Raw genomic sequence first — 26,671 nt, forward strand, 5'->3', positions numbered from 1 at the left:
GGGATTAGCGATCTTGTACTTCTTGAGTAAAGTGCTTGGCCGGCGGTTTCGACGGGCGCTGAGGGCGTTCTGCCATAATGTGTGCCAAGCGCTCAAGGGATAGCTCCAGTCGCTCAATCAAACCTTCCAGAAGTACACGGCGATCAGCGGGTACATCACCGTAACGTTTAATGGCCTCTTCCAGCTGTTGGCCTGCGGCGTGAATGCCCTGCGGCTCTCGTCCATTAGCGCTCTCTTCAAAACCGTTGGCCAGCGTATGCAGCAGGTTTTGGTGTGCTTCACGAATTAGTGGATGCGGAGCATCATCAAGCCGGTCGCGCAGACGCAGCGTGGCCGTACCCAGGTCAAGCCCGGTCAGGCCGAGTATAAACAGGTGGCGCTGCTCTTCGGGAAGCATGTCGTCGTGCTGGGCCAGCTGCAGAAGGCGGTCGGCCATGTGGCCACTGAACCGGGTTTCGGCATCGCGAATGGAGCGCCGCCGCAGCCCATGAATATCCTGGGATATCGCCTTGATCAAACGCCGCCGTCTTAGCCTTGTGCCCAAACCTGGCAGTAAACGAAAGCTCATCATGACACACGTCAGCCCAATGACGACGGCCACTGCTCGGTTGGCAAAACTGTCAAATGAGAAGTCCATGCCGTTACCGGGCATGGTGAGCATGATATTGAAAATGGTGAAGGAGAGGCAGTAACCCATGATGGCTGGGTTGGTCGCGCCCAGTAGCCCTAAAAACAGCGGGGCACCGAAAATCATCGCCAGCATGGGAAAGCCGTGTGCTTGGGAAAGCAGTACGTGGCCGAATAAAAAGGCGCTTGGGATAGCGGCCAGCATGCCTTTGTAGAACATCATGGTGATCATGACAGGGTTATCGCGGCTGGCAAAAAAGGCCGAGAACAGTGTGCCCAGCATCATGGCGATCATCGCACTTTGCCATGCTGTTACGATCCAAAACACAGCAAGCAGCGCGAATACCAGCCCTGCGCGTAAGGCGTTAATGCCGGCGGTCAGATGGTCGCGGTGCCAAGCCAGCGGTGATGAGCGAAGCGTGTGGCGGGTGGGGAAGGCTATCGCTTCGCGAGCGTCGAGCATGATCATCGCATGGCCAATCGATTCGCGTAGCCCTAGGCGTAAGCGGCGATCAAGCGGCGCTAATGCGCTACTTTCATTGCTTTCATAAACCAGGTGGCGTAACGCCTGGAGCTCTTTTCTAGCCTGGGGAACGCCTTTTACGTGCTCCGCCTCACGCGACCCCTTCGCGACCTGACAGGCAAGTGTGAGGCTTTGCGGATCAAGCCGATCAGCATGGTCGTGCATAAGCTGATGAAGCGCCTGCACGTTAGCGAAAAAGCGCAGCGTACGCCGTGTAAGCACATGGGTGGCGCGAACCCGGCCAGCACCTTCCGGGCCTTCAAAGCGTGCGGCTTGACTATCAGTTTCCAGCAGAGTGAGTGGCCCCAAGCTACCGCGCAGTGCAGTTTGCATGGCCGCGATATCATCGCTGGCCTCAAGGCGCAGCGCGGCATGTTCGAACGCCTGGTTAATCACCGTGTCGGCTTGGGTTGCCAGGTGAGTACCTACATGCGAGGGCCATAACAGCGAGCTGACCAGCATGGCGCAAATGGCACCCAGCCCCAGCTCGGAAAGGCGCGCTACGGCAATATCAAAAATGCCAGCGGGCGTACTGTTGCTGGAAATCACCACAATCAGCATGGCGGTAACCGCCGCCATCAGGCAGCCGTAGGTGTAGTTGTTACGCCAAAGTGATCCCACGTAGGTGCACAGCATGATCCAAATAGTTAAAAAAAGGAGCGCCGGGACCCGTGCCTGGGCAAACAGGGCCATGATGACGATGCCCGCAACGGCACCGATAAACGTACCACCCAGCTGGCAGATGCCTTTCTCGATCACCATGCCGCTCATCGGGCGGATCTGAAGAAACGCCGCTGACATCAATGCCCAGTAGGGGCGCTCCAGATCGAAAAAAAGCGCGATGTAAAGTGCGAGCATCATCGCCAGGGTGGTCTTGATGGCAAACTTGACCGCCGTGGCGTCAGGCATCAAGTAGGTTTGAACGAACGGCGACATGGTTTAGTCAGCCTGTTGGGCGGGATGAACACGTACGGTGGCTGTCATGCCTACGCTGAGTAGCATTTCATCGGGAACCTCATCCAGCGTTATACGTACCGGAATACGCTGCGCCAGCCGCACCCAGTTAAACGTGGGTTGTACCTGCGGCAGCAGTTGCTGATTCAGGTTGGTGTTACTGTCGGCAATGCCGCGACCAATACCGGCAACATGGCCATTGAGATGAATATCACCATTCATCAATATCACATCGACAGGGTCACCCACGCTGATCGACGCCATTTTGGTCTCTTCAAAGTAGCCCACCACGTAGTAAGAGTTATCGCTGATGATGGCCATCACCGAGCTGCCGCGGTTAACGTAGTTACCGGCTGAAAACTGCATGTTTAGTACGTGGCCGCTTACCGGTGCGGTTATTTGAGTGCGTTCTAAATCAAGCTCAGCGCTTGCCAAGTCGGCTTGGGCCTGCTGTAAATCGGCGGCGGCAATTCGTGAGTTGATCTGGGCGACCTGTTGGTCTTCGGCGCTAATCGCTTGGCTATTACGTAGCTGATTGCGGCGACTTTCTTCGGCACGGTTAAGCTCTAACGTCGCGTCACGATGTGCAACCGTTGCCTGTGCTCTATCGACCGCTGCTTGGTAACGCGCATCATCAATTGTAAACAGAAGCTCGCCCTGGTCGACGTGATCGGTGTCCATCACATTAAGTGTTGTCACCCATCCGGAAACATCGGGGGTGATGGTAACCACCTGCGCATGAACGCGGGCATCACGGGTCCAGGGCGTATAAAGGTAGTAGTGCCATAGCCAAATACCGGCCGCAATGGCAATCGCTACAATAACCAGAGTAAGTAGAATACGGAGCGAGTTGCGCATCAGAAACTCTCTTAAGGGCTTTCAAGAAAAATGGTAAACACGTAGGTGATGCCAGCCGTCAGGATGACAAATAGCGATAAATCGAACCATGCCGCGTACCACAGCGTATGGTTTCCCAGCACCCAGTGCAGCAGTGTGCGGATGACCAGCGTGGCAACAAAGCCAAGCAGGGCATAGGCCAGCAGCGGGCTGAGATAAATGCCGCCGAATGCAATTTCCTGAAGACCCATAATGCTCCTTCATGACGGCCATAGCGTCCATCAACCGATGATGAGTAATCAATGACGAGATAAGATGGTTTTTTTATCCAGTAACCTCATAAGCATCGTATCCTCGCGTTAACTAAAAGCGCCACGTAATGCCGGCGATAGGTCCGCCCATTTCGATATCGATGAGTGAGTCTGTTTCATCGCGTTTAACCGATAAATGGCGATAGCCGCCTGAAAGGTAAAGCGTATCGCTGAACTGGTAGTTGAGTGTAGCGACAACTTGCCAGGTGTTTTTTTTCGACATATCCAGACCGCCAATATCCGCATGAAGCAGTGTGGACCAGTTGGGCGCCCAGAGTGATCGCAGGCGTGCCGCCACAATAGGATCTACCCACTGTTTGGTTTTGGCGACATCAATGCCCAGCGCAGGAATGTTGATGTCGGTATCAATTTGCCAGGCACGTGCACCTGCTAGTAGATCAAGCTGCTGTGTCGGGGTCGTCATCACTTGATAACCCGCAGCGGCCGTTATAAAGCGCTGACGTAGCTTACTATTCGCGACAATGCCGAAGGGCAGCGTGCTTGCCTGGCTAAGGGAGGCCCATGAAATATCGCCAAAAAGTACTAAGCGATCCTGGCGTGCGGTGCCGGTCATGAAGAAGGCGCCATCCAAGTCATCCAAAATGCTGCTGAAAGAGCGTGAAGTACTAACTGTAGGGGCATTTTCAAGCGGGCGCACATCGCCTGCCAATCCGGCCATCCAGACATAGGGGGTAAGCTGAAACCGCCAAGCTTCCTCATTAATGTCATCAGCGTTGGTGGGCAGGGCAAGGCCTGCTGCGATAAGACCTATAATGGCTGAAAATGACCGTAATCGACGCATCTAAAGGTTCCCCTGCTGTGTTTTATTCGGTTTCCGCTCTTTTTTTGATTAACACGCTGCTTATCCCAACGCCGTTTTGGGGAGACGTTTTATCGGCCTCGTTAGAGTAAGCTATAGTGAGGTTAGATGCTTTGCAAGTCGCTAATATGACCCTAGTCACACTGTTTTTTTACCCAACCTAAGCGACGCTATGCAGCTTTGTTGCAAGGCCTTACGAATAGTAGGCATAACAGACCGACTCTTTATGCGTGAGGCGGTGGGCAGTATTGATATATTGCTGTTTAGGACTTCGCCTTGCGTCATACCTAAAGGTAGGCTGTAATTTATTTTTTCACCTTCACTGACATGGATAGTCCAGTAACGCTGGATGTTAGTGCAGATCTTTTGACTCCCAAGTGAATATGGGGCTTATGAAAGCACACAGCTCGTGGCCTACATGGATGGTACTGGTAATTGTATTCGCGTTTTCTAACCTCTGTGCCGCGCAAACTCAGGGCGAAGAAGGCGAAGAAGCTACACAGTGGTTTACCACGGATGAACTGAATGTAGGGCTGGGTGAAGCGCCCGACGAGATTAACCGTATGTCGCCGAGGGAGGCGATTCGGAGTTTTCTTGAGCTGATTGAGGAGGAGGACTATCAGGGTGCCGCCCACGTACTGAATCTTGCCGAACTGTCACCAGAAGAGCAGCAGGAGCGTGGACATGTGCTGGCCAGGCAGTTAGCCGAGGTATTCCGGCGCGGCGAGTGGCTGAGTGCGTCGAACCTTTCAGGCCGGCAGGATGCCGTTATCGAAGACACCACGGGCGAAAACCCACTCGCTGGTAATCCGCGACGGGATATTGAGTTGGCCTCACTGCAAGCCGATGGTGAAGCCTACGACATTCGCCTGGGGCGATACCGAGTAGAAGACGAAGACCCCATCTGGCTGATCATGCCGGGAAGCGTTGCCTCAATCCCTTTACTCTACGATGAGTATGGCCCCTCCATGGTTGAGGAGTATATACCCGACCGATTTAAAACCACGTTCGGCTTTCTAATGGTATGGGAGTGGATTGCCGTTCCCGCCTTTCTTGTATTAATTGTACTGCTGGGCTGGGGCATCTACACCTTTGTGGGCCTGATGGCCCGATGGCTACCTTCTGGCGCGCTCAGTATTTTTGCCGCGCGTATCAAGGGGCCGGTGTCGCTCATTGTCATGTCGCTTGTCACGCAGATGCTGCTTGAGTATGTCGTCTCTTTCTCTGCAGTGGCAATGACCACATTCCGTGTTCTGCTGATTACTGTTATGGCGTGGGGAGTCGGCACGATTGCCCTGCGTTTGGTGGACACAATCATGCTGCGCATGGCCCGACGGCTAGTGGGGGAAATCGACGACACCAAACCAAAGGATGAACGTAGGCTTCTCACCACGCTCTATGCGGTACGCCGGGCCGTTATACTGGTGATGGTGTCGGCAGTGACCATCTACGTGCTAAGCCAGATCCAACTCTTTGAGACACTTGGTCTTTCATTGCTGGCCTCGGCCAGTGTGTTGGCGGTCTTGGTCGGTATCGCCGGGCAGACCGTGCTGGGCAATATTCTTTCGTCGCTGCAGCTCTCGCTTGCCAAGCCTATTCGTATCGGCGATCTGGTGATATTTGAGGACGAGTGGTGCTATGTGGAAGGTATTTTCTATACCTTCATCCGGCTGCGGGTATGGGATGAACGGCGGATTATTGTTCCAGTGACCTACTTCGTTTCCAAGCCTTTCCAGAACCTGTCGGTCAAAAGCGCGAAGATGTACCGCAGTATGGAGCTGATTCTGCATTTAAGTACCGATATCGCGCTATTACGCAAAAAGTTTCTAGAGTATGCCCAAGAAGAAGATAGCGTCATTGAGCACCATAAACTCCTGTGTTACGCGACCGGGCAAACGGCGACAACGCTGGTGATTACCTGCTACTTCGTGGCTTCTGATCCCATGTCGGGCTGGACCGCTGAAATGAATATCCGGGAAAAGCTGCTGACCTTTATACGTGAAGATCATCCCGATTGGTGGCCAAGAGACGTTATGGTGATTAGCCATCAGGACGTCGCTCGCGCGGAAGGCACCAAGCCCCACAAAACAATTATGGGGACAAGCAGTGAAAAGCCAGCCACACACTCTGAGCCGCGTAAGGAAGAGTAACCTTTGTGAGATAGCGTACCCTGCAGTGAAACGTAGGGTTCGCAGGGGGGATCTCGCACGAGCAGGTAGAGGGTTCTGATGTTCTCTGGTTATTTCTAGTTTAAGCACTCAATCTTTCTCTTGTAACGCGGCGCCCCAGCAGAAAAACATCATGCTGTGGAGGCTTTCGCGCTTAATTCCAGCACGTGTCTTGCAAACGTTCTCCGCCAGCTCTAAGTGCTTGCCCGCCCAAGACCTTTCATGCATGCCAAAAAGCTACTACGCGCAGTTTTCAGAAAGCTGACTGGTTTCAATATTAAATGCATGATTTTAATAAGCGTGTAATTATTGAATGCAATTATGCTTTAGGCTAATACCCATAAGTAGGGCGTCCTTGTAAGGTGCGCCTGTCTAACAAATGTCTACATTACTAACTATTTTAAGAATTCATTAGACAAAAAAGGCGCACTATACAACACTTCTAATCTTACGATTCTTGCTCTAAACATACCTCACAAGGGAACACCAAGATGTTCAGCTCCAGGCTCTCAATATTAACCGGCGCTATGCTGGTCGGATTGCTTACCGTTTCAGCTCAGGTGCAGGCAGCGACAACCCTACGCTTGGGATGGACCACTGCGGATAGCGAAGTTGATCCTTACGCGATTGCCGCACGCTATTTTGCTGAAGAATTAGAAAATGCCGCGCCTGGCGAGTTTGATGTTAAATTTTTTCCGAACCACCAGCTTGGTGACGATACGGAAATGCTACAGGGCATGCAGTTGGGTATTCTGGACGCCGCTGTTATCACTGGAACTCAAATCAGCACCATCGACTCCAGCTTTCAGCTCAATGATTTGCCCTTTCTCTATTCCAACAGTGAGCAAGCTCACGAGATTCTTGATGGCGAGATCGGACAAGAACTTATGCAGCGTCTTGAACCGCAGGGAATCATTGGTTTAGGATTTGCTGAGGCTGGTTTTCGCCACACAATCAATAATGAACGGGCGATAACATCACCTGAAGATTTTAACGGCATTAAATTGCGTGTACAGCCGAGCGATCTTTACATAGAGAGCTTCCGTGTTCTGGGATCGAATCCTCTTCCTTTGGCTTGGAGTGAGTCATTCACCGCGGTACAGCAAGGCACTGTGGATGGTCTGGAAATTCCCTTGGCGGTGATCTTTGCTAATAAATATCCTGAGGTAACGGACTACCTTTCTCTGACAAGTCATACCTACAATGCGTTGGGCCTGCTGATTTCAAAGCAAGCCATGGACGGCCTGTCTGCTGATATGCAGGGCATTGTTCGTGAGGCTTCCGCCAAGGCGATTGAGCGTCAGCGCGAGACGATTGCGGCCAATAACGAAGAGATCCTTGTTCAGATCGCAGAGCAGGGTATGGAAATTAACGAGATCGAAAACGTTGAGGCTTTCCGTGAAAGAGTCGCACCTGTCTATGAAGAGTACCGCGGCAAAATCGGTGCCGATCTTGTTGATCGTACCCTTCAGCTCGTAACTGAATAAATCGCTGAATAAATCCCTCGCCCGGCCTAAGGCCGGGCAGTTTTGACGCCAGGTAGCCATCATGTACCGTTATATTGATGCGTTCAGTCAAAGGCTAACTACGCTTAGCCAGTATGTAGGCGCCTTTTCCGCTGCGGTGATGGTTCTCACCCTTTTGTTAGGTGTTTTTTATCGATATGTGCTGCAAGACTCGCTGTCCTGGTCAGATGAGATAGCGCTGCTGGCGGCCTCTTGGACCACCTTTCTTTTTTCTAGTGCCTTGGTACGTCGGTTTGAGCATGTCCGCGTGACGCTTTTTCTGTCGCTACTGCCTGATGCACTATCGGGCTTATTCGAGCGTATCAACGTTCTTCTTGTACTGATATTCGGTATTGCCATGGTTTGGACGGGTTATGGCTTTATGGAATTTACGATCAACCAGGTCTCTCCTGCCATTCGTTATCCCCTCTGGGTAAAGAACGCTGCATTGCCGGTTGGGGGCGCCCTCATCTGCGTCCACGCTATCGCCTTACTGTTTAGGCCAGGCTCGCTCAATGCCTTAAGGGAACAAGATAATGGATGACACAGGCCTCGTTCTTATATTCGGTCTCTTCGGCCTTTTATTCCTGGGTACTCCCATTGCTTTCGCGCTTGGCCTGCTGGCCTTGGTCGGCATTTGGATGGCTGATCTCAATCTTTTGATTGCGGCACAGCGCTTTATGGCCGGCAGTAGCTCAACCAGCCTGCTGGCGATTCCTGGGTTTATACTTGCAGGCGCGCTAATGGGCGCTGGGGGGTTGTCACGACGCCTCGTCAAAGTAGCCTCTACCTTTATAGGTCACTTCCCCGGCGGCCTTTCGATGTCAACCGTCGGTGCGGGTACATTCTTTGGTGCTATTTCTGGTTCTGCCCCTGCTACGACAGCGGCTATTGGCTCCATTATGATTGATGAGCTTGAGTCGCGTGGCTATAAGCGTGGGTATGCCGCTGCACTATCAACGGCGGTAGGGCCTCTTGGCCAAATGATCCCTCCCTCTATTCCTATGGTGATATGGGGCGTGCTGTCAGAACAATCGATCTCCAAACTCTTCCTGGCAGGCGTTGTTCCGGGGCTTCTTGCTGCCGCAGGTTTTTGTGTCATCAGTTATTTCTATGCCAAGCGACAGGGGATTGTTAGCGACCCCCGGGCGTCCGGTGCTGAGATTCTTTCAGCGCTGCGGGAAGGCTTATGGGCGCTGCTTGCTCCGGTTGTCATTCTGGGCGGTATCTATGGAGGTATCTTTACACCGACAGAAGCGGCGATGGTCGGTGCGCTCTATAGTGCTGTGATAGGGCTTTTCGTTTATCGCGACCTACATTGGCGCCAACTGCCGGGCTTGTTAATCAGCGCGATGCGCACGACGGCCGTGATCATGTTTATTATTGTGACGGCCTATGGTTTTGCTTGGGTCATCGCGAGTGAAGAGTTGCCTACTAAAATCACCGAGCTGATTCTAGGGGTCACTACCAACCCTCTCTTGCTATTGCTGTTTATCAATCTACTTTTGCTGTTGCTTGGTGCCGTAATGGACAATATTTCAGCCATGGTGATTATGAGTGGCGTACTTATTGGTATCGGCGCACAAATCGGTCTCGACCCCATTCAGTTGGGCGCTATGGTAGTGATCAATTTTGCTGTAGGCATGGTTACCCCTCCGCTGGGTTACTCCATTTTCGTGGCTTCCTCCATTAGCGGAATGAGTATCGAGCGGATCGCAACACACCTGTTGCCGTTCCTGGGAGTACTTCTGCTGGTGATAGGGCTCATTGCCTATGTTCCCGCCGTTACGCTATGGCTGCCGAGTGTGCTTGGATGATATCCGGCTCACAGCCGCCTATACGTGGTCGACGCTTGTCATCTGAAGCAGCGGCTACGCTAGAGCGCGAAATTCGCGAAGGGATTTATCTTCCCAACGCGAAGCTGCCCACTGAAGCGAGCTTAATGAAGCGCTTTGGTATGAGCCGAGCCGTCATTCGTGAAGCGATTGCCGAGTTAAGGCAAACCAACCTGGTTTATACGCAACAGGGTAGCGGTACGTTTATAGCCGCTATTTTGCCCGAAAGGTCTGCATTTGCACTGAATGTGGATGAGATTGATCAACGCGAACTGCGATTTATTTACGAGATGCGTAGAGAAATCGAAGCAGGGGCGGCTGCGCAGGCCGCCACTCACGCTACTCAAAACCAGCGCGATGAGATTGCGTTGGCGCTTGACCGGCTTGCTATCAGCCTGGAGCGTAAAGTGGACGGCGAAAAATACGATCTCGCCTTGCATCAAGCCATTGCTGCCGCCACAGGCAATCATTTCTTCTGCGATTTTATAGACTTCTTTTATAACCGTATGTCCATGGCTATCAGTACCGCACGTCGACATACGGCCCGTGACGCCAAGCTTGAACAGATCGTTCAGGTCGAGCATCAGAATATCGTTGATGGAATCCTGAATGCTGAGCCAGAAGAGGCGCGGGCGGCCATGCGGCTACACCTGACCAATGCTTCGCGTCGTCTTGGCTTGCTTTCCACTGAGTCGAAGGGATCCTAATGTTAGTACCTGATATTTTAGTACCTGATATACCCGCTCCCCACCCCAATCCCCGAGCACCCAAGCGCAAGCTTCCAAAGGGGGCCTGTGATTGTCATGCTCATTTATTTGGCCCGGCTACGCAGTACCCTTATCAGCCGGATCGTAGCTACACACCGCCTGATGCAAGTTTTGACAGCTACCAGCACATGCTGTCGGTGATGGGGTTTGACCGTGCTGTGTTAGTGCAGCCCAGCGTGTATGGAACCGACAACCGCCGATTGATTGACGGGCTCCAACACGCTCAAGCTTGCAATCTTGAATGGCGCGGTATTACTGTTTTAAATACCGATACCAGCGATGAAGAGATTGCTCGTCTGCATGAGCTAGGCGTGCGGGGGATTCGCATTAATATGCTTTTCCGAGGCGGCATCGATTTTGACGCGGTTACCGCACTCAGCGAGCGGATTGCACAGTGGAATTGGCATGTCCAGTGCCTGATTGATGTGTCCAATTTTAACGACCTTGCCCATACCCTGGACCGTTTGCCGGTATCCAAGGTCATTGACCATATGGGGCACATGCCTGTCTCTAAAGGGATTAATGACCCAGGTTTTAAGCATCTGCTTGATCGAATTGAAAAGGGCGACACATGGGTCAAGCTCTCGGGCCCTAACCGTATGACGCTTAAAGCCAGTGCGCCTTATCAGGATGTAGACCCCTTCTTCCATGAGCTAACTCGCCGTAACTCGGATCGGTGTGTGTTCGGTACAGATTGGCCCCATGTGCAGCTGCCAGGGCCTATGCCAAACGATGGCGACCTGGTAGACGAGCTCCTGCGGCTTATAGATGACCCCGCCACGCTCGAGAAGGTACTTGTCCATAACCCTACTAAGCTGTACGACTTTGAAGGTTGATTGTCTGGTAAGTAAGGAGCTATGTAAGGAAGCTTTGCACATAAAAGCGATGCTTTAAAACTGAAGCGCCCCGCAAACCCTTCCACAATGAAGTGTATAAGGGGGCGGGGCACTTGGACACACATTTCGCTGCTATAATGATGGCGCGATTTATATCCGCAAAGGCCTGTTTTTTTTTAAGAAAATGCTTAAGCGAAGATGCGGAAACGTTCTTCGTCATCCATAAATGTCTTCTCGCCTAACGGCGCCTCATGAGAGCCGAATGGCATTTGCGCACGCAGTTTCCAGGAAGCTGGCAGGTCCCAGGTTTCAAATACGGCGTCGTCGATAATCGGATTATAGTGCTGCAAGCTGGCACCGATATCGGCCTCGGCAAGGGCGGTCCAAACGGCAAACTGGGCGATGCCCGTGGCGTGTTCTGACCAGGCAGGGAAGTTGTCGGCGTAAAGTGGAAACTTCTCCTGCAATCCTTTGACAATGTCCTGATCTTCAAAAAACAGTACGGTACCCGCGCCAGCGGAAAAGCTATTGATCTTTTGCTCGGTCGGCGCAAAGGATTCAGCAGGCACGATGGCACGCAGCGTATCCAGCACCAGTTGCCAGAACTTGTCGTGCTGCTCGTTGAACAGAATGACTGCGCGCGAGCTTTGGGAATTGAAGGCAGTGGGGGCCTGTTTCACCGCTTCCTTGATCAGGGAAGTGGCGTCGGTTTGATCGATGGAAATGTTTTTACCAATAGCGTATTGACTACGACGTTGCTTGTAAATATTGATGGCTGGGTTGGACATAAAGCATTCCTCTTTTAGTGGGTAGGAGCTTTTACGAAGCAGTAATTTCATAGGACTATTAGCTTAACTTAATACACATTTATTCTGGATGCTATAAGTAAAAATTATCGGCTCGGATAAAAAAGCGCTTCTTCACACCCGTAATTAAGCCTTTGAAACCAGGCAATTCTTTTAGACACCGCCTGGTTTCTACAGCGCTAATGGGAGCCCATTATTCACGGTTGGGCTACTGTAGCGAGGGCTGCTCGCTTTCGGTTAGTTGTTCCTGCGCCAAGCGTTTGGCACCGGCGATATCAGGCTTCCCGGAACCTAGTTGTGGTAATTGATTAACGGTGAACCAGTGGCTGGGAATCATTAGCGATGAGATACCCTGGCCGCGCAGGGCCGTTCTGACAGCCTGTGCATCCAGCGGGGTTTCCGAGAGCAAGACAATACGCTCGCCTTTATGAGCATCCGGTATGTTGACCGCCATGATGGCGGTATCGGGGTCGGCAAGCGTGGCTTTAACAGCCTGCTCCACCGCGCCGAGGCCAATCATCTCACCGCCAATTTTAGCGAAGCGTGAGTAGCGATCAACAATGGTCAGAAAACCATCTTCATCCAGATAACCCTTGTCTCCGGTGATATACCAGCGCTGGTCGTTGAGATTGCACACTACCTTGGCGGTACGTTCAGCATCGTTCAGGTACCCCTGCATGACCTGCGGTCCGCTAATCAAAATCATGCCTGCTTCGTCAGTGGAAAGTTCTTCAAAACTCTCTGGGTCAACAATTTTGAAACTCGTACCGGGTAGCGGCATGCCAACCGTGCCTATCTTGGCCCCCCGCTGCACTTGCAGGTAGTTCACATCCAGCGTATCGGGAAGATTAACCGCCGCTACCGGCGAGGTTTCGGTTGCGCCGTATCCTTCATAAATCAGCTTATGAAATTTAAGCTGGAACGCGCTGCGTACGCTGTCGTCGACCTTTTCCGCCCCGGCTACTACCACTCTGATGCTATCCAGCATGAGCGGATGAACGTTGGAGCTGCGGGTGAACAAGCGCAGGAACGTTGACGTGCCACACATAATGGTCGCCCGATGCTTGGCAACCGCTTTTGCGATACCCGCAACATCGGTCGGGTCGGGGTGGCACACCAAGGGCAGGCCCTCAATTAACGGTAAGAACTGGGTAACCGTGAGGCCGAACGCATGAAACAGCGGGAGCGAGCCCATCATGACGTCGTTATGCTCGGTATTCAGCGCGTCGGATGTTTGCTTAACGTTCGCCATTAGGTTGCGGTGGCTTAACATCACGCCTTTTGGCTGTCCTTCGCTACCGCTGGAAAACAGGATGGCGGCGGTGGCCTCGGCATCATGTGCTCGGCAGTAGCAGAGGCGCAGCAGCCAGGTCGGCAGCAAGCGGACGCTAAGCCATGTGCCTAAGCGTTCAGCCCGGCCCATGGAGGCTTGTAGTGTTTCCAGGTAAACAACGTTTTGGTTGGCAAGTAACGCCGATACATCAAGCCCACGGGCGTTAAGTTTTTCCACGAAACGCGTAGACGTGAGAACGGTATCTATCCCCGCTTGCGAAAGGGCCGAAGCCAACGCATCGCCGCTGGCGGTGTAGTTAAGGTTGACCACCGTTTTTCCCGCCAGCAGTGTTGCCATATTGGCGAGTACACCCGCGCTACTGGTAGGCAGTAACAAGCCGATGTTCTGCGCTTTGCTCTGTTTACGGATGCGCTTGGCCATCAGAATACTCGCCGTGAGGGCTTTAGCGGCACTCAATGGGCGGCTGATCGTGTCCGTGAGCGCCAGCTTTCCTGGGCGGCGTTTTACGCTGCGTATCCAGGCATCCGGCAGGGTGTGCAGGTTCTCCATCGAGAGCTGCCAGGAGCGGGTAGCCTGCTCAAAGATGCGTCGCTTGAGTACATCGGCTGGGGTCTCTTTTGGCAGCGCTTGGCCAAAGACCACAACGATAGAGCGGTGTAGCGGTGCATGGCGTAGCTCTTTAAGCTTGCTGGAAGAGTGCGAGAACTGGCTGCCCCATAGCCCACGTAGATAAAACGGAACGATTTTTACGTCGGGATTGGCCATTTTGCAGGCCCGCTCATAGCCTCGGCGAAATTCGCCCAGCTGCCCGGTGCGGCTGATAGCGCCTTCCGGAAACAGGCAGACCACTTCACCTGCGTTGAGCAATTCGGCAACGCTATTAAGTGCCCGCTCGGCGGCAGCGCCGCGCTCAATGGGGATACAGCCCAGTGCTTTAAAAAACCAGCGCAAATACCAGCGCTGATAAATGCTTTTCAGCATCACAAAACGCACCGGCCGAGGGCTTGCGATCTGCACCATGGCCCAATCAATCCAGCTGATATGGTTGCCCAGTAACAGCACGCCGCCTTGGGCAGGCAAGTTTTCCAAACCGTAAACATCAACGCGATAGCGGCGGGTCAGCAGAAAGCCCAGTAAAAAACGCACCAGACTTTGGGGCAGTTTTATAATGGTGTAGCCACCCCCTATCATCGCTACGCTAGCGATCACAAGTAATAAATAGTGGCTATCCACGCCCGCCAAAGCAAACAGCGCCGTGAGCGCCAAAAAGCCCAGCATGGCGATATTTTGAATCCAGTTATTGGCTGCCAACACCGTGCCCAGCTCGTTATCCGCAGCGTGGAACTGGATCAGGGCGTTGAGCGGCACAATAAACAGCCCGCCCATTAAACCGATAAACACAAAGTTCAGCGCTTGGCTGAGTGGCGTTGTGAGTAGCGGTAAGCACCATAAACCAACGGCAACGCCCAGAGCGCCCACCGGAATTAAGCCGGTTTCAATACGGTTGCGCGAAAGACGACTGGCCAGCACCGAACCCAGCGCAATACCGATGCCGCTAGCGGCGAGAATGCCTTGCAGCACCAGCGTGTTATCAATGCTGAGCGCGGATTTGGCGTAGGCAGGAAAGGCGGCTAACAGCACTTGGCCAACAGACCAGAAGGTGGCAAGGCCGATAATCGACAGTCTTAACACGGGCTGGCGTGCAACGATGCGCAGATTATCTTTAAGCGCGCTGCCTTTTATATAGCGCTTCCAGGTCAGCGGTGTGCTGGACGGCTGTGGGGTATCCAGCGGCAGACGATAAAGTGCCACCACCTGAATGATGCTATTGAGCACTAATAGCCAGCCTAGCGGAGCAATTTGGCGCAGCAACTGCTCAGGGGGTTGGTTGGCCAAGGGGGTCCATGCTTCAAAGAAGGCAGTAAACACCACCGTGCCCGCTAAAATGGCACCAATGGTAACGGCTTGGACGATACCGTTCGCTTCGGCCAAGCGGGGTTTTCCAAACAGCGTTTTGACCATGCCGTATTTGGCAGGCGAGTAAAAGGCTGACTGTATCGCCAGCAGAAGCGTCATCGCAAAAGCCAGCCAAAACCAGCCTTGATAATAAGCCGCCGTAATGCCTAGTGATACCACGACCGCTGCCCACGCCGAAACGCGTAGGATACGTACTTTGGGATAGGTATCAGCCGCGTGACCTGATGGGCTAAACAGTGCAATGAACGGGAGCAGGATTAACCCGTTCACCAGCGCTGTAAGCACTATTTGGGTGGTGCCATCGTAGCTTTTGAAGATCGAATTCTGAATCACGATCTTGTGCCCTAAATCCATAAAGGCATTGAGAAAGATAGCGATAAGATAAGGCCAAGCACCTGGCGTGCGGAGCAGTCGTTGCATGGTTCGTTAGCCTTGTTTGCGTCTCGAAGTCACCGGACTTTCCTTTAAAGCTCCGCTTTACGCAACCTTTTAAGCACGAGTTGCGTTATGTGTACAGTAAAGTATCGTTATTCGATACTTTTATGCTAGGGGATTGCTGTGTCTCAAACCGACTCACTGCTTAATACTTTAAAGCGTCAGCTGAGAATGCAGGGAAAAACCTACGCCGATGTGGCTCAGTGGCTTGGATTAAGCGAGGCATCGGTCAAGCGCCTTTTTGCTGAACGCAATATCACGTTAGCACGTCTTGAATGTATCTGTGAGCAGCTCAACCTTGAATTTGCCGAGCTGGTGCAAACCATGCAAACCGAAGAGCGCCGCCTGCAAGAGCTTACCCAGGCGCAAGAGCAAAGTATTGCTGACGACCCCAAGCTGTTCCTGATTGCTGTTTGTGTGATCAATGGCTATAGCTTTGATGAGATTCATCACCAATATCAGCTAAGCGAAGCGGAATGCACCCAGCAACTGCTTAAGCTTGAACGGCTTGACCTTATCCAACTGCTGCCGGGTAATCGGATTAAACGCCGGGTGGCGCCTAACTTTCGTTGGCGCACTGGCGGGCCCATTCAGCGGTTCTTCCAGCAACGCATTGCCAACGAATTTTTCCGCTCACGTTTTGACAGCGAAAGCGAAAAGCTGCTGGTACTCAACGGACTATTATCCCGGGCGGGTAATGAGGAATGGCAGCAAGTCTTGCAACGTCTGGCAAACGAGTTTCACGCCTTGTGTGAAAGAGAAAGCAGCCTGCCTATCCATCAGCGTTTTGGCACCACGTCAGTGTTAGCGGTGCGTCAGTGGCAGTATGCCCTGTTTCAGGATTACACCCGGGAAAGCCCGCCAAAGCGCTAGGTGTAGTAGCGTATTCTACGCGAGAGCCTCGCCCGTTATTTGGTGATTTAGCGATAACTTTATTAGTGATACTTTAGTGGTGATCAGTAAGTATTTAACATTTAAAGAGAGGAGAGGAACGCCAAAAGGAACTATAAATTAATACATAGGTACGGCTAAGCATTAAGTTCGCGCTTAATATCGACTAACTTAGTTAGCATGCACACGATTATGATAAAGTAGCGCCGCTACGAATGGGTGATTGCACTTCACCGATAATTGGGTTTGGGGCTTACTATATAACGCAGGAATTGATATGACTCATGCTGGCAGCAAATCAGTATCCGGGCCTGTAAAGGCACTGCTGATCGTTGTAGGTTTAATTTTTGCCGTTGCAGGGCTCGGCTTGGCAATCGGTGGTGCCATGCTGATCTCACGCGGCGGCAGTTGGTACTATTTATTAATGGGGGTTGCACTGCTTGCCACAGGGGTTCAAGTGGTGCGTGGCAGCCCATCAGGCACGGCCATCTATACATTGGCTTTCATTGTCACGCTGGTATGGGCGTTTTGGGAAGTGGGTCTTAATTTCTGGGCGCTGCACGCGCGGATATTTACCTTCCTGTGTATCTTCTTCGTATTAATGCTGCTACACCCACTAATTCTCAAGCGGGCTGGTAGCAGGCCGGTTATGGCGCTCAATCTGGGCGTTGCGGGAGTGGCTTTTTTAGCCATAGTGGGGATGGTCTGGGGAATGTTCCAGCCTCATGGAAACCTGGTTGCCAAGTCACCGACAGGCCAAATGCCGGTTGCTGAAGATACCGCATCGAACTGGGAGCATTACGCGGGCGACGTCAACGCCACTCGCTTTGCAGCGCTTGATCAAATCAATCGCGATAATGTGCAAGAGCTTGACGTTGCCTGGACCTTCCAGACAGGCGATGTTCCCTATAGCGATGGCGGTGGGGCTGAAGACCAGGGTACGCCGCTAATGGTCAATGACACTCTCTACTTCTGTACGCCGCATAACACGGTGATCGCCCTGGCTAGCGCAACGGGTGAAGAGCAGTGGCGCCACGAATTTCCGCCTGAAACGGAAACCTGGGTACGCTGTCGCGGGCTTGCCTATTTCGATACGACCGCAACGCTTGAACAGCCCACAGTTCCCGATAGCACGCCAGTACCCGAGGTTGCCCAGACTGACGAGGCTATCTGCCAGCGTCGTATATACATGAATACCATTGATGCCGTACTGGTCGCGCTGGATGCCGATACGGGCGAGCTTTGCGAAGACTTTGGTAACGCAGGGCGCATAAATCTGAAAGAAGGGCTGGGGAATGCCGAAGCGCCGCTTTATTCGCTAACCTCACCGCCAGCGATGGCAGGTTCCACCGTTGTGGTGGGTGGCCGTGTGGCGGATAACGTCGCGCTGGATATGCCCGGCGGCGTTGTACGTGGTTTTGACGCGATGACAGGCGAAATGCGTTGGGCGTTTGACCCGGGTAATCCTGAAAATCGTGAAGCGCCTGAGGGCGAAGATATTTTTGCTCGCTCAACGCCTAACGTTTGGGCACCCATGACCTATGACACTGCGTCCAACACCATTTATATGGGACTTGGCAATGCGGCGATTGATCTTTGGGGCGTAGAGCGTACTGAGCTTGATGAGACTTACGGTGGCACGATTCTCGCCCTGGATGCCACGACAGGGGACGAGAAATGGCGCTATCAGACGGTACGCCATGACCTATGGGACTACGATGTTCCGATGCAGCCAACGCTCATCGACTTCCCTGACGAAGACGGTAATACCGTTCCGGCCATGGTATTTGGTACCAAGGTAGGCCAGCTGTTTGTTCTTGACCGGTTAACCGGAGAGCCACTGACGGAAGTCGAGGAGCGTGAGGTTCAGCCTGCCAATATACCGAACGAGCAGTATGCAACACATCAGCCTGTGTCAGTGGGTATGCCGCAAATTGGCGCTCAGGAGTTAACCGAAAAGGACATGTGGGGTGCCACGCCCTTTGATCAACTGATGTGTCGCTACATTTTCCGTGGCTATCGTTATGATGGTCTGTTTACAGCGCCCGATGTTGATTACTCGCTCAGTTTCCCAGGCTCGCTTGGTGGACTGAACTGGGGCGGTGTCTCTTATGATCCGACGTCGCAGACGATGTTTGTCAACGATATGCGCCTGGGGCTGTGGGTGCATATGGAAGAGCAGGAAGTGGATGCCGCACCTTCTGATGGTTCTGAAGCCGTTAACGCCGGTATGGGTGCCGTGCCTCTTAAAGGCACGCCTTACTCCGTACTGAAAGACCGCTTCCTGTCACCGCTGGGTATTCCTTGCCAGACACCTCCGTTCGGTACGCTGACCGCAGTTAACATGGAAACTCGCAGCGTTGACTGGGAAGTTCCGCTGGGAACCGTTCAGGACACGGTGCTGTTTGGTATAAAAACCCATCTACCTATGCCGATTGGTATGCCCACCATTGGTGGCTCATTGGCTACGCAAGGAGGCTTGGTGTTTTTCGCGGCAACGCAGGATTACTGGCTGCGTGCCTTTGATAGCGCGACCGGTGAAGAGGTCTGGAAAGCCCGCTTGCCGGTCGGCTCTCAGGGCACCCCAATCTCCTACGTTTCACCGGAAACGGGCAAGCAGTACGTCGTTATTTCAGCCGGTGGCGCTCGCCAATCGCCTGATCGTGGCGACTACGTGATTGCCTATGCGTTACCCGATCGTTGATCGAGTAGAAAACGTGTACGCTACGCATTAAGTGACAGGCTGACGATCATTCACTTGGCACTTGAAACTGCCCACCAGACAACTGGTGGGCAGTTTGCGTTTATACCCAGCACAACTCAGCAAAGCACCAGGCTATACACAGGTATTCCGAAAGAGGGCGGCTTCCTGGGCTAGCCATTCACTAAAACGCGTAACTGCCGGTGGGGCCTTTCCCGTAGAAGGTAAAAGTAGGTCGTAGGCGAAAGGAGAAGCCAGCGGATATTTATCACCAAAAGGGCGCACCAAGACGCCACTGGCCAACCGGTCAGCAATAAGGGGGTAGCTTGCAAGTACCACGCCTTGGCCTGCAATGGCCTGATCAAGGGCCAGGCTGTAAAGCGAATATTGCCGTTGATTAGATACTTTGCGTACCTTTACCCCCGCGCTTTTGAACCAGTCATCCCAGCCAGGAACATAATTGGAAGCATGCGTGCACCAATCGACAGCGAGCAGTGTCTGCGCCAGTAAGTCGCCGGGTGTTGCTATGTTGGTCTTGGCGAGTAGAGACGGTGAGCAAACGGGGAAAAGTGTGTCTTCGAACAGCCGTATACTGGTTGCATCACGCCAAGGGCCTTGGCCGTAGCGCAGCGACAACTTTGCTCGGTTGGGCAGCCATAACGGTGGCGTTAAGCGCGCATCGGCATCAAGTGATATTTCTATTTGGCGCTCGTTAGCTTCGAACTGGGATAGTCGGGGCAGCAACCAAAGCTGTAAGAAAGAAGGTGGGGCGCTAATCAGCAGACGAAAAGCGTCTTCTGAGCGCTCGGTTAAATGCTGTACGCCGTTTGCAATACGCAGAAGACCCGCTTGCACATCGTCTGCTAGCACTCGTCCCGCCTCCGTCACAGAAACACCATTAGCATGACGTTCAAAGAGTACTACGCCCAAATGAGCTTCCAGCTGTTTAACCTGGCGACTGACAGCACCAGGGGTTACCCCCAGACGATAAGCGGCATTTTTAAAACTGTTCTCCCGCACGGCTTCAGAAAATGCGCGCAGCGCATTAAGGGGCAGCCTTTCAATTCTCATAGCGTGAGTTTTCCTATGTCTAGACCTGCTGAGTAATCGTTTGTACGGAATTTTGCTTCCTGCTGCAATGACCGTCTTATTGGAGCAGGAGTTTAAAATGAACAGCAGAAAAACGGTTTTAGCTAGTCATTCATGCACTATAGAGGAGAGATATCAACGTAAGTCTGTGGATTTAATGGCGGCATCACTGATGTTGCTATTCTGTCTGGTGCTGGGCTTTCAGCAGGTTGCTATTAAAGGAGTGGCTGAAGAAATATCACCCCTTACTCAGGTCGCCTTACGTTCGCTTATCGCTGGCGTGTTGATAACGGCATTTGCTTATACACGAGGGATTCGCTGGCAAGATTTCAATTTACATTGGCGCCCTGGACTGCTGGTAGGTTTAGGGTTTGCTTGTGAGTTTGCGTTTGTAGCATGGGGGCTGAACTATACGCTGGCGTCCCACATGTCGGTTTTTCTTTATACGGCTCCCATTTTCGCAGCATTGGGGCTGCATTTGTGGGTACCCGGCGAACAGTTCACGACACGCCAGTGGTGGGGCGTAGGATTAGCATTTTTAGGGATGCTGGTTGCTATGGCGCCAGGGCAAGTGGGCAGCGCTGACGTGGCAATTATCATAGGGGATATGCTTGGCTTGCTCGCGGGGCTGTCGTGGGCAGCGACAACGATTGTTATCCGTAAGTCTTCTCTTTCAGAGGCACCTGCTGAACTTACTCTGAGTTATCAGCTTGGTGTAACGGCGCTCTTACTACTGCCGGTCGCTATTATGTCTGGCCAGTTAATGAGCGCGCAGTTTTCCTCCTTGGCCATGGCGAGCCTTGGGTTTCAGTCAGTGGTTATCTCGTTTGGTGCATTGTTACTCTGGTTCACGTTGCTGCGACGCTACCGCGCTTCGCAGCTGGGTGTATTCTCTTTCTTATCACCGCTTTTTGGCGTTCTTTTTGGTACCCTATTGCTCAATGAGCCGCTAAGTATCAACTTCCTTATAGGAGGAAGCGTGATCTTGCTAGGGATTGTGCTCGTAATGCGCTAGTTATTTGGAGTATCGAATAGCGCCTTCAACCCTTGCTTGTAACTTGGTGAATAATAGTCTTTATGAGCCTGATTATTTTATGAACATGGCCTCTTTTCAAGCGCTTGCCTGCCCACTCGATGGCGACCCGCTGACTCAGGCAGAAGGCGCATGGCGCTGCCCGGCTGGGCATAGTTTTGATATTGCCAAACAAGGCTATGTGAACCTTTTGCCGGTTCAGAAAAAACGTTCAAACGATCCCGGCGATAGTAAAATCATGGTGGCTGCCCGGCAGCGTTTTCTGAATGCAGGATATTACCAGCCTATTGCTGAAGCTCTTAATCACGCTGCCTTGAACGGCGTGCCAGAAAATATGCCGCTAAGCTGCCTGGATGCCGGTTGTGGTGAAGGCTATTACCTGCGCAAGCTGGCCCAAGCGGCGCCTGATACGGCTCTGCTTGAGTTAATCGGCTTGGATATTTCCAAGTGGGCGGTCATGGCAGCGGCCAAGCAAAGCCGTCAGCAAGAGCCGAACCGTCAGCAGGAACAGTCAGTCACCTGGGTGGTCGGCAGTAACGCCAACTTGCCCGTGCAAACTGCCTCGCTGGATAGGCTGTTATGCATGTTCGGCTTTCCCGTGATGAGCGAGTTTTCCCGAGTGCTTAAGCCAGGTGGAGCGCTATTACAGGTGGAAGCAGGCGCAAATCATTTGCGCGAGTTGCGTGAAATCATCTACCCAACGCTTAAGCCTGAACGCAGTGGTGAGCAGGCAGTGCCGGAAGGGTTTGCTGCGCAAGCAGCGGAAACGGTCGGTTATTCGCTCACGCTGAATGGCAAAGAGGCTATTGCGGATTTGCTGGCCATGACCCCGCATCTTTACCGGGCAAGTGCTGAGGGCCGAGAAAGAGCGGCAGCACTGAAGACACTCATCGTGAGTGTTGATGTGCGAGTGATTAAATGGATTAAAAACGCATAGAAGAAGGGTAGGCAAGCCGTGATTGGCGGCTTGTTTGGTTTTGGTCAGAACTTTACCAGCCCCAAAAGCAACAAGGCCCGCCGAGGCGGGCCTTGTCAGTCAGACCCTAAGGTCTGAGCAAACACTTAATAAGAAATATTAAGAAGTTTGCTTGATGTTAGAAGCCTGAAGGCCTTTTTTACCCTGGGTAACGTCAAAAGAAACGCTAGCGCCTTCTTGAAGGGTTTTGAAGCCGTCAGACTGAATTTCGGAGAAGTGTGCAAACAGGTCGTCGCTGCCGTCAGAAGGAGCGATGAAACCGAAGCCTTTAGTGTCGTTGAACCATTTAACTGTGCCAGTTGCCATGATTAAATCCTTTCGCGCATAAGCGCCGTAATAAAGTTCCTGGTATTACCCAGATTGAAGTAGCGGGTGAAACAAGGAATACAATATCAGGCTGCCGAAAGAATCGTACGCTTCTGAAACCATGCTGCTTGCTAACCAACTGACGATACAGTGCCATGATTCGCGGCGCGCGTCAACGGGTTTGTGCATTTGTTTTCTAAGCCCAAGGCAATATTTCACTCTTGCGCACCACTGGCCATGTCGCGAGTGCTAAGTACTTAATACTAATTACTTAGTGGCTGCGCTTGTGCATGGTGAGCTGTAATAACGCACCGCTTGCAGCAAGCGCACCGGCACTTAACGCAAGCGTCCAAAGCGGAAAGGCACTGGCAAGCATAAGCCCGCCTACCGCCGCCCCAGTCGCGCTACCCAGGTAAAGCGCTGATTCGTTCAGGGCCACGGCGAGATTGCCATCGCCATGCGGTTTGCGAACGTGCATTAGCGCGTTATTTTGCGGCACCTGCAACGCCCAACCGACGGCTCCCCATAGGGCGATAGGCACAAGCGCAAGCCATGGATGCAGAGCTGCAGCAATTGGCAGGCTTATCAGCGAAACGGCCAAGACCAGCATAATAGTCAGTACAACGCTGGAGCCTTGGCTTTTATCCACAACCGGTCCAATTAAAAAGCTGCCCAAAATTCCGCCAACGCCCCAAACCCATAAATAAAGTGCAATAGAGGGAGGGCTGCCAGAAGTTGATGCTGCTATAAGCGGTGAAATAAAGGTATACATCCCAAGACTTGCTACGGCAGCTAACAGCGAGACAGCTAAAATGGTCATGGTTGTGGGGTGCTTCAAGATGACCAATTTGCGCCGCAACGATATATAAGGCGCTTCGGGAATATCGGGGAGCTTGTAGTACAGGCCTGCCAGGGAAATCGCGCCAAGCAGTGCAATCAGCCACATGGCCGAGGCCCAGCCCAGTTGCTCTGCGAGTAATAGGCTAAGCGGTACGCCAAGCACGGTGCCACTCGCCATTCCGCCCATAATCATCGCAATGGCGTTGCCGCGCTGCGCTTCAGGTGCGAGTGCCGCCGAGGCTGCAATTCCTAGCGCCAGATAAACCCCAGCTCCCACGCCAGCCAGTGCTCGCCAAGCCATTAGCGTGACAAAGCTTGTGGCCAGCGCGCTTGCAACATTTGCAACAACGAAGATCGCCAATGCGAGGATTAACCCTGTGCGCTGCTGATGACCTGGCAGGAGCGCGACCACGATGGGAGAAACCAGGCCATACGCCAGTGTAAATGCCGTTACCAGTTGTGCCGCCATTGCATCTGATACTAAAAAAGCGGGAGTAATCAGGGGAATAAGGCCTGCGGTGACATAAGACGCCATCCCCAAAGAAAAGGCGCCCAAGGCAATTAAATAAATCGATAGTCGAGAAGAAAATGCCATTAGGTTCTCCAGTCAGGCTCATACGTTACTTGGTAGGCGTCTATTGCTGACGGCTGCCAAGCGGTGAGTGCGCTATTCTGGAGAGGCTTTAAAGGGGGTACAATTTAACTGTTTATACTATTACTAAAGGCAACAAGATGGCGGCAGTACGTTCTTTAAACCGCACCCGCACCGAGCTTGGGGAATTCCTGCGTAGCCGACGCGAGCAGGTAACACCTGAAGAGGTTGGTTTACCCGTGGGTAAGCGGCGGCGCACGCCTGGCTTACGCCGCGAGGAAGTCGCGGCACTCGCCGGGGTTGGATTGACCTGGTACACGTGGCTCGAGCAAGGGCGCGATATTCGCGCCTCGGCAGATTTCCTCGACCGCCTTGCGCGTACGCTTAAGCTTGATGCCACCGAGCGGCGCCATCTGTTTTTGCTGGCGCACCAGCGCCTCCCCGCTGAGCCGGGAAAAACATGGTGCATAGTGCCGCCTTTGATACTTCGTCTGATGAACGATTTACCCACTCGGCCTGCCTACGTGTTGAATTTGCGCTGGGATGTGCTGGCCTGGAACCACGCGGGTGATCGTCTGTTTGGCTTCTCTAAACATCCACCGGAGCAGCGCAATCTTCTGTGGCTACTGTTTACCGATGCAGCCACTCGCGGGCTTTTCGACCCTTGGGAAGTGCAGGCCCGCCAAATGCTCGCCAGTTTTAAACGCGATGCGGCCCGCGCGCCAGAAGACCCGGCGATCAATGCGTTGATCAAAATGCTGGTCCACGTGGATAAGGATTTTAAAACGTGGTGGGCAGGGCAGGATATCCACGGACCTTGCCATGGCGTTCGACACTTTCACTTCGCGCCGTTAGGGGCGCTCGATTTTGAGCATACCTCGTTGTTGGTTGACGAAGACCGCCACCTGCGGCTGGTCTATTACGTTATTAAAGACGGCGCCACTGAAAACGACGTTGCTAACCATGGCATGGGTAACGAAGAGGCATTTAATCGCTGGCTTCAGGACGCCCAAACGCCAGCGTCATAATGAGTGGTTCCAGGCTTTTTCCAATAGACAGCGACTGGACGTTCACTTAAAAGATAATAGTGATCTATTCGTAAATGGTTAAAGAACGCGTTCCCTGTGCACGTCAGGCGTTTCTTGAATGGGTTTCGAAGGCCCGATGGCATATAAACGTTGTATTTTAGCCCCGGCTCCGTAGGGTGACGTTTTCAGTTGGCGGGCTCTAATGAGCTTTCTGGGTAAAGGTGACTAACATGGCGGCGCTTTTGAAAGGGTATATGCGCTCTTCGTTGATTCTACGTGTCACGATCGCGTTGCTGCTGGGTGTGGTGGTGGGTTTGTTGGGTGGGGAAACCATCGCCACTTGGCTGGCGCCGGTCGGCGATCTACTGCTGCGTCTGCTGACGTTTCTAATTGTACCCATTGTACTGTTTACGCTGATGGTCGGTATCAACCAGTCAACGGTGGGCAGCGTTGGCCGCGTTGGTCAAAAGGTGCTGCTGTATTACTTGGCCTCTTCCGCGTTCGCAATTGTGGTGGGGCTATCGGTTGCCTCACTGCTTAATCCAGGCAGTGGCATGACGCTGGATGACAGTGCGAGCTTCTCAGTGCCGGAGAATCCGGGACTCGTTGATGTACTGCTTAATATCGTACCGAACAACATTATTGGCGCGTTGGCTGACCAGAACCTGCTCGGCATCATTTTTACCGCGTTGGTGTTCGGCGTCGCTTTGATGAAAGTGCGCCAAAGCGAAACGCATGGCAAAAGCGCTGAGCGGTTGTATGAAATGATCGAAGGCTTGAATGCCGTGACGCTGAAGGTGATGTCGGGCGTGCTGCATGTCGTACCGATTGGGGTATTCGCTATCGTGGCGGAAACCGTCAGCCAGCAGGGGCTTGAAACGTTACTGTCGTTGGGTGACATGGTCATGGTGCTTTACATTGCCCTGGCCGTTCAACTGGCGATTTACTGTGTCATCATGCGTCTTTTTGGCGTGAAACTGCGCCGCTTTTTTCGGGAGGCGCGTACGCCGATGGCCACGGCGTTTGCCACGCAAAGTAGCGCGGGTGTGCTGCCACTGACCATGGATGCCGCCCGCCGTATGGGCATCGCGCAAGGTGTGTATGGGTTTAGCCTGCCGCTGGGAGCGACCATGAACATGGATGGCGCGGCGATCCGGATCGCTATTTCCTCTGTGTTTGCTGCCAATGTGATCGGCGCACCGCTGGATCTTGCCAGCATGGCGCAGATTGTAGTGATCGGTACGCTGATTTCAGTTGGCACTGCGGGCGTACCGGGGGCGGGTATCATCATGATTGCCACCGTGTTTGCTCAGGTAGGGCTGCCTATCGAAACCGTCGTACTGTTAACCGCTATTGATGCGCTGGTAGGAATGGGCGCCACTGCCCTGAACGTAACCGGTGATTTAGTGGGCACGGCGGTGATCGCCAAAAGTGAAGAAGGCAAACAGAAAGACGTGCCTTTAGACGATATATCTTCCACAGTGAAAGAGTAACGAGCAAGGCCATTAATCGACAGGAGA

21 protein-coding genes are annotated in these 26,671 nt (G+C 52.9%); 12 read left to right on the forward strand and 9 right to left on the reverse strand.

The annotated features are described in order from the left end of the window. Nucleotides 1-4: 4 nt before the first annotated feature. The 4 genes from CZ787_RS08500 to CZ787_RS08515 all read right to left on the reverse strand — a co-directional run bounded on the left by CZ787_RS08500 (nucleotide 5) and on the right by CZ787_RS08515 (nucleotide 4,054). A complete protein-coding gene (locus CZ787_RS08500; protein WP_087108138.1) occupies nucleotides 5-2,086 on the reverse strand; it encodes an FUSC family protein in 2,082 nt (693 codons plus the stop codon). A 3-nt stretch (nucleotides 2,087-2,089) separates the two neighbouring features. Next, nucleotides 2,090-2,962 carry an HlyD family secretion protein gene (locus CZ787_RS08505; protein WP_087108141.1) on the reverse strand — a complete coding sequence of 291 codons (873 nt, stop codon included), beginning with the start codon at nucleotides 2,960-2,962 and terminating at the stop codon, nucleotides 2,090-2,092. Nucleotides 2,963-2,973: 11 nt separating this feature from the next. Further along, on the reverse strand, nucleotides 2,974-3,192 hold the full coding sequence (locus CZ787_RS08510) for a DUF1656 domain-containing protein (protein ID WP_087108143.1): 219 nt from the start codon (nucleotides 3,190-3,192) through the stop codon (nucleotides 2,974-2,976). 112 nt (nucleotides 3,193-3,304) lie between these two features. Beyond that, the gene (locus tag CZ787_RS08515; protein WP_087108145.1) at nucleotides 3,305-4,054 is read right to left on the reverse strand and encodes a hypothetical protein; all 750 of its coding nucleotides are present in this window, start codon (nucleotides 4,052-4,054) and stop codon (nucleotides 3,305-3,307) included. A 410-nt stretch (nucleotides 4,055-4,464) separates the two neighbouring features. Between CZ787_RS08515 and CZ787_RS08520 the strand changes: the two genes are divergently transcribed. The 6 genes from CZ787_RS08520 to CZ787_RS08545 all read left to right on the forward strand — a co-directional run bounded on the left by CZ787_RS08520 (nucleotide 4,465) and on the right by CZ787_RS08545 (nucleotide 11,183). Next, a complete protein-coding gene (locus tag CZ787_RS08520; RefSeq protein WP_087108413.1) occupies nucleotides 4,465-6,222 on the forward strand; it encodes a mechanosensitive ion channel family protein in 1,758 nt (585 codons plus the stop codon). 509 nt (nucleotides 6,223-6,731) lie between these two features. Next, complete coding sequence (locus CZ787_RS08525) at nucleotides 6,732-7,727, forward strand: TRAP transporter substrate-binding protein (RefSeq protein ID WP_087108147.1); 996 nt, start codon at nucleotides 6,732-6,734, stop codon at nucleotides 7,725-7,727. Between the two features lie 61 nt (nucleotides 7,728-7,788). Continuing rightward, nucleotides 7,789-8,289, forward strand: coding sequence for a TRAP transporter small permease (locus CZ787_RS08530; protein WP_087108149.1), 501 nt, complete (start codon nucleotides 7,789-7,791; stop codon nucleotides 8,287-8,289). Continuing rightward, nucleotides 8,282-9,562, forward strand: coding sequence for a TRAP transporter large permease (locus CZ787_RS08535; protein ID WP_087108151.1), 1,281 nt, complete (start codon nucleotides 8,282-8,284; stop codon nucleotides 9,560-9,562). Before CZ787_RS08530 ends, CZ787_RS08535 begins: the two co-directional genes overlap by 8 nt. A 35-nt stretch (nucleotides 9,563-9,597) precedes the next feature. Continuing rightward, nucleotides 9,598-10,287 carry a FadR/GntR family transcriptional regulator gene (locus tag CZ787_RS08540; protein WP_176372197.1) on the forward strand — a complete coding sequence of 230 codons (690 nt, stop codon included), beginning with the start codon at nucleotides 9,598-9,600 and terminating at the stop codon, nucleotides 10,285-10,287. Continuing rightward, complete coding sequence (locus CZ787_RS08545) at nucleotides 10,287-11,183, forward strand: amidohydrolase family protein (protein WP_087108155.1); 897 nt, start codon at nucleotides 10,287-10,289, stop codon at nucleotides 11,181-11,183. Before CZ787_RS08540 ends, CZ787_RS08545 begins: the two co-directional genes overlap by 1 nt. Before the next feature lie 188 nt (nucleotides 11,184-11,371). Here the strand turns inward: CZ787_RS08545 and CZ787_RS08550 are convergent, their stop codons facing one another. Further along, complete coding sequence (locus CZ787_RS08550; RefSeq protein ID WP_087108157.1) at nucleotides 11,372-11,971, reverse strand: nitroreductase family protein; 600 nt, start codon at nucleotides 11,969-11,971, stop codon at nucleotides 11,372-11,374. Between the two features lie 226 nt (nucleotides 11,972-12,197). Further along, a complete protein-coding gene (locus CZ787_RS08555; protein ID WP_087108159.1) occupies nucleotides 12,198-15,680 on the reverse strand; it encodes an acyl-[ACP]--phospholipid O-acyltransferase in 3,483 nt (1,160 codons plus the stop codon). Between the two features lie 138 nt (nucleotides 15,681-15,818). Here CZ787_RS08555 and CZ787_RS08560 point away from each other — a divergent pair, with 138 nt between their 5' ends. Both CZ787_RS08560 and CZ787_RS08565 read left to right on the forward strand, forming a co-directional pair. Then, a complete protein-coding gene (locus CZ787_RS08560; RefSeq protein WP_087108161.1) occupies nucleotides 15,819-16,568 on the forward strand; it encodes a helix-turn-helix domain-containing protein in 750 nt (249 codons plus the stop codon). Between the two features lie 295 nt (nucleotides 16,569-16,863). Beyond that, on the forward strand, nucleotides 16,864-19,290 hold the full coding sequence (locus tag CZ787_RS08565) for a membrane-bound PQQ-dependent dehydrogenase, glucose/quinate/shikimate family (protein WP_087108163.1): 2,427 nt from the start codon (nucleotides 16,864-16,866) through the stop codon (nucleotides 19,288-19,290). 132 nt (nucleotides 19,291-19,422) lie between these two features. Here CZ787_RS08565 and CZ787_RS08570 read toward each other — a convergent pair whose 3' ends face one another. Beyond that, complete coding sequence (locus CZ787_RS08570; protein WP_087108165.1) at nucleotides 19,423-20,358, reverse strand: LysR substrate-binding domain-containing protein; 936 nt, start codon at nucleotides 20,356-20,358, stop codon at nucleotides 19,423-19,425. 190 nt (nucleotides 20,359-20,548) lie between these two features. On the opposite strand from CZ787_RS08570, the gene CZ787_RS08575 reads away from it, so the two are divergent. Together CZ787_RS08575 and CZ787_RS08580 are read left to right on the forward strand one after the other, a co-directional pair. Then, nucleotides 20,549-21,391: a DMT family transporter gene (locus CZ787_RS08575; RefSeq protein ID WP_254908589.1), complete on the forward strand. Its 843-nt coding sequence runs from the start codon at nucleotides 20,549-20,551 to the stop codon at nucleotides 21,389-21,391. A gap of 79 nt (nucleotides 21,392-21,470) precedes the next feature. Further along, a complete protein-coding gene (locus CZ787_RS08580; RefSeq protein ID WP_087108169.1) occupies nucleotides 21,471-22,346 on the forward strand; it encodes a putative RNA methyltransferase in 876 nt (291 codons plus the stop codon). 138 nt (nucleotides 22,347-22,484) lie between these two features. On the opposite strand, the gene CZ787_RS08585 is transcribed toward CZ787_RS08580, so the two are convergent. Continuing rightward, nucleotides 22,485-22,691, reverse strand: a complete 207-nt coding sequence (locus CZ787_RS08585) for a cold-shock protein (RefSeq protein WP_018917934.1) — start codon at nucleotides 22,689-22,691, stop codon at nucleotides 22,485-22,487. 271 nt (nucleotides 22,692-22,962) lie between these two features. Then, nucleotides 22,963-24,126 carry an MFS transporter gene (locus CZ787_RS08590; protein WP_087108171.1) on the reverse strand — a complete coding sequence of 388 codons (1,164 nt, stop codon included), beginning with the start codon at nucleotides 24,124-24,126 and terminating at the stop codon, nucleotides 22,963-22,965. A gap of 137 nt (nucleotides 24,127-24,263) precedes the next feature. Here CZ787_RS08590 and CZ787_RS08595 point away from each other — a divergent pair, with 137 nt between their 5' ends. Both CZ787_RS08595 and CZ787_RS08600 read left to right on the forward strand, forming a co-directional pair. Next, a complete protein-coding gene (locus CZ787_RS08595) occupies nucleotides 24,264-25,151 on the forward strand; it encodes a helix-turn-helix transcriptional regulator (protein ID WP_087108174.1) in 888 nt (295 codons plus the stop codon). A gap of 230 nt (nucleotides 25,152-25,381) precedes the next feature. Continuing rightward, entirely contained in the window at nucleotides 25,382-26,644 is a 1,263-nt protein-coding gene (locus CZ787_RS08600; protein WP_087108176.1) for a dicarboxylate/amino acid:cation symporter, read from the forward strand. The last annotated feature ends 27 nt before the right edge of the window (nucleotides 26,645-26,671 follow it).

This window comes from Halomonas citrativorans (assembly GCF_900163645.1).
GTDB lineage: Bacteria > Pseudomonadota > Gammaproteobacteria > Pseudomonadales > Halomonadaceae > Vreelandella > Vreelandella citrativorans.

Bases quoted from the DNA above. Each gene is read 5' to 3' on its own strand.
- CZ787_RS08500 (WP_087108138.1), bottom strand. From the start codon at position 2,086: ATGTCGCCGTTCGTTCAAACCTACTTGATGCCTGACGCCACGGCGGTC.
- CZ787_RS08505 (WP_087108141.1), bottom strand. From the start codon at position 2,962: ATGCGCAACTCGCTCCGTATTCTACTTACTCTGGTTATTGTAGCGATT.
- CZ787_RS08510 (WP_087108143.1), bottom strand. From the start codon at position 3,192: ATGGGTCTTCAGGAAATTGCATTCGGCGGCATTTATCTCAGCCCGCTG.
- CZ787_RS08515 (WP_087108145.1), bottom strand. From the start codon at position 4,054: ATGCGTCGATTACGGTCATTTTCAGCCATTATAGGTCTTATCGCAGCA.
- CZ787_RS08520 (WP_087108413.1), top strand. From the start codon at position 4,465: ATGAAAGCACACAGCTCGTGGCCTACATGGATGGTACTGGTAATTGTA.
- CZ787_RS08525 (WP_087108147.1), top strand. From the start codon at position 6,732: ATGTTCAGCTCCAGGCTCTCAATATTAACCGGCGCTATGCTGGTCGGA.
- CZ787_RS08530 (WP_087108149.1), top strand. From the start codon at position 7,789: ATGTACCGTTATATTGATGCGTTCAGTCAAAGGCTAACTACGCTTAGC.
- CZ787_RS08535 (WP_087108151.1), top strand. From the start codon at position 8,282: ATGGATGACACAGGCCTCGTTCTTATATTCGGTCTCTTCGGCCTTTTA.
- CZ787_RS08545 (WP_087108155.1), top strand. From the start codon at position 10,287: ATGTTAGTACCTGATATTTTAGTACCTGATATACCCGCTCCCCACCCC.
- CZ787_RS08550 (WP_087108157.1), bottom strand. From the start codon at position 11,971: ATGTCCAACCCAGCCATCAATATTTACAAGCAACGTCGTAGTCAATAC.
- CZ787_RS08555 (WP_087108159.1), bottom strand. From the start codon at position 15,680: ATGCAACGACTGCTCCGCACGCCAGGTGCTTGGCCTTATCTTATCGCT.
- CZ787_RS08565 (WP_087108163.1), top strand. From the start codon at position 16,864: ATGACTCATGCTGGCAGCAAATCAGTATCCGGGCCTGTAAAGGCACTG.
- CZ787_RS08570 (WP_087108165.1), bottom strand. From the start codon at position 20,358: ATGAGAATTGAAAGGCTGCCCCTTAATGCGCTGCGCGCATTTTCTGAA.
- CZ787_RS08575 (WP_254908589.1), top strand. From the start codon at position 20,549: ATGTTGCTATTCTGTCTGGTGCTGGGCTTTCAGCAGGTTGCTATTAAA.
- CZ787_RS08580 (WP_087108169.1), top strand. From the start codon at position 21,471: ATGAACATGGCCTCTTTTCAAGCGCTTGCCTGCCCACTCGATGGCGAC.
- CZ787_RS08585 (WP_018917934.1), bottom strand. From the start codon at position 22,691: ATGGCAACTGGCACAGTTAAATGGTTCAACGACACTAAAGGCTTCGGT.
- CZ787_RS08590 (WP_087108171.1), bottom strand. From the start codon at position 24,126: ATGGCATTTTCTTCTCGACTATCGATTTATTTAATTGCCTTGGGCGCC.
- CZ787_RS08595 (WP_087108174.1), top strand. From the start codon at position 24,264: ATGGCGGCAGTACGTTCTTTAAACCGCACCCGCACCGAGCTTGGGGAA.
- CZ787_RS08600 (WP_087108176.1), top strand. From the start codon at position 25,382: ATGGCGGCGCTTTTGAAAGGGTATATGCGCTCTTCGTTGATTCTACGT.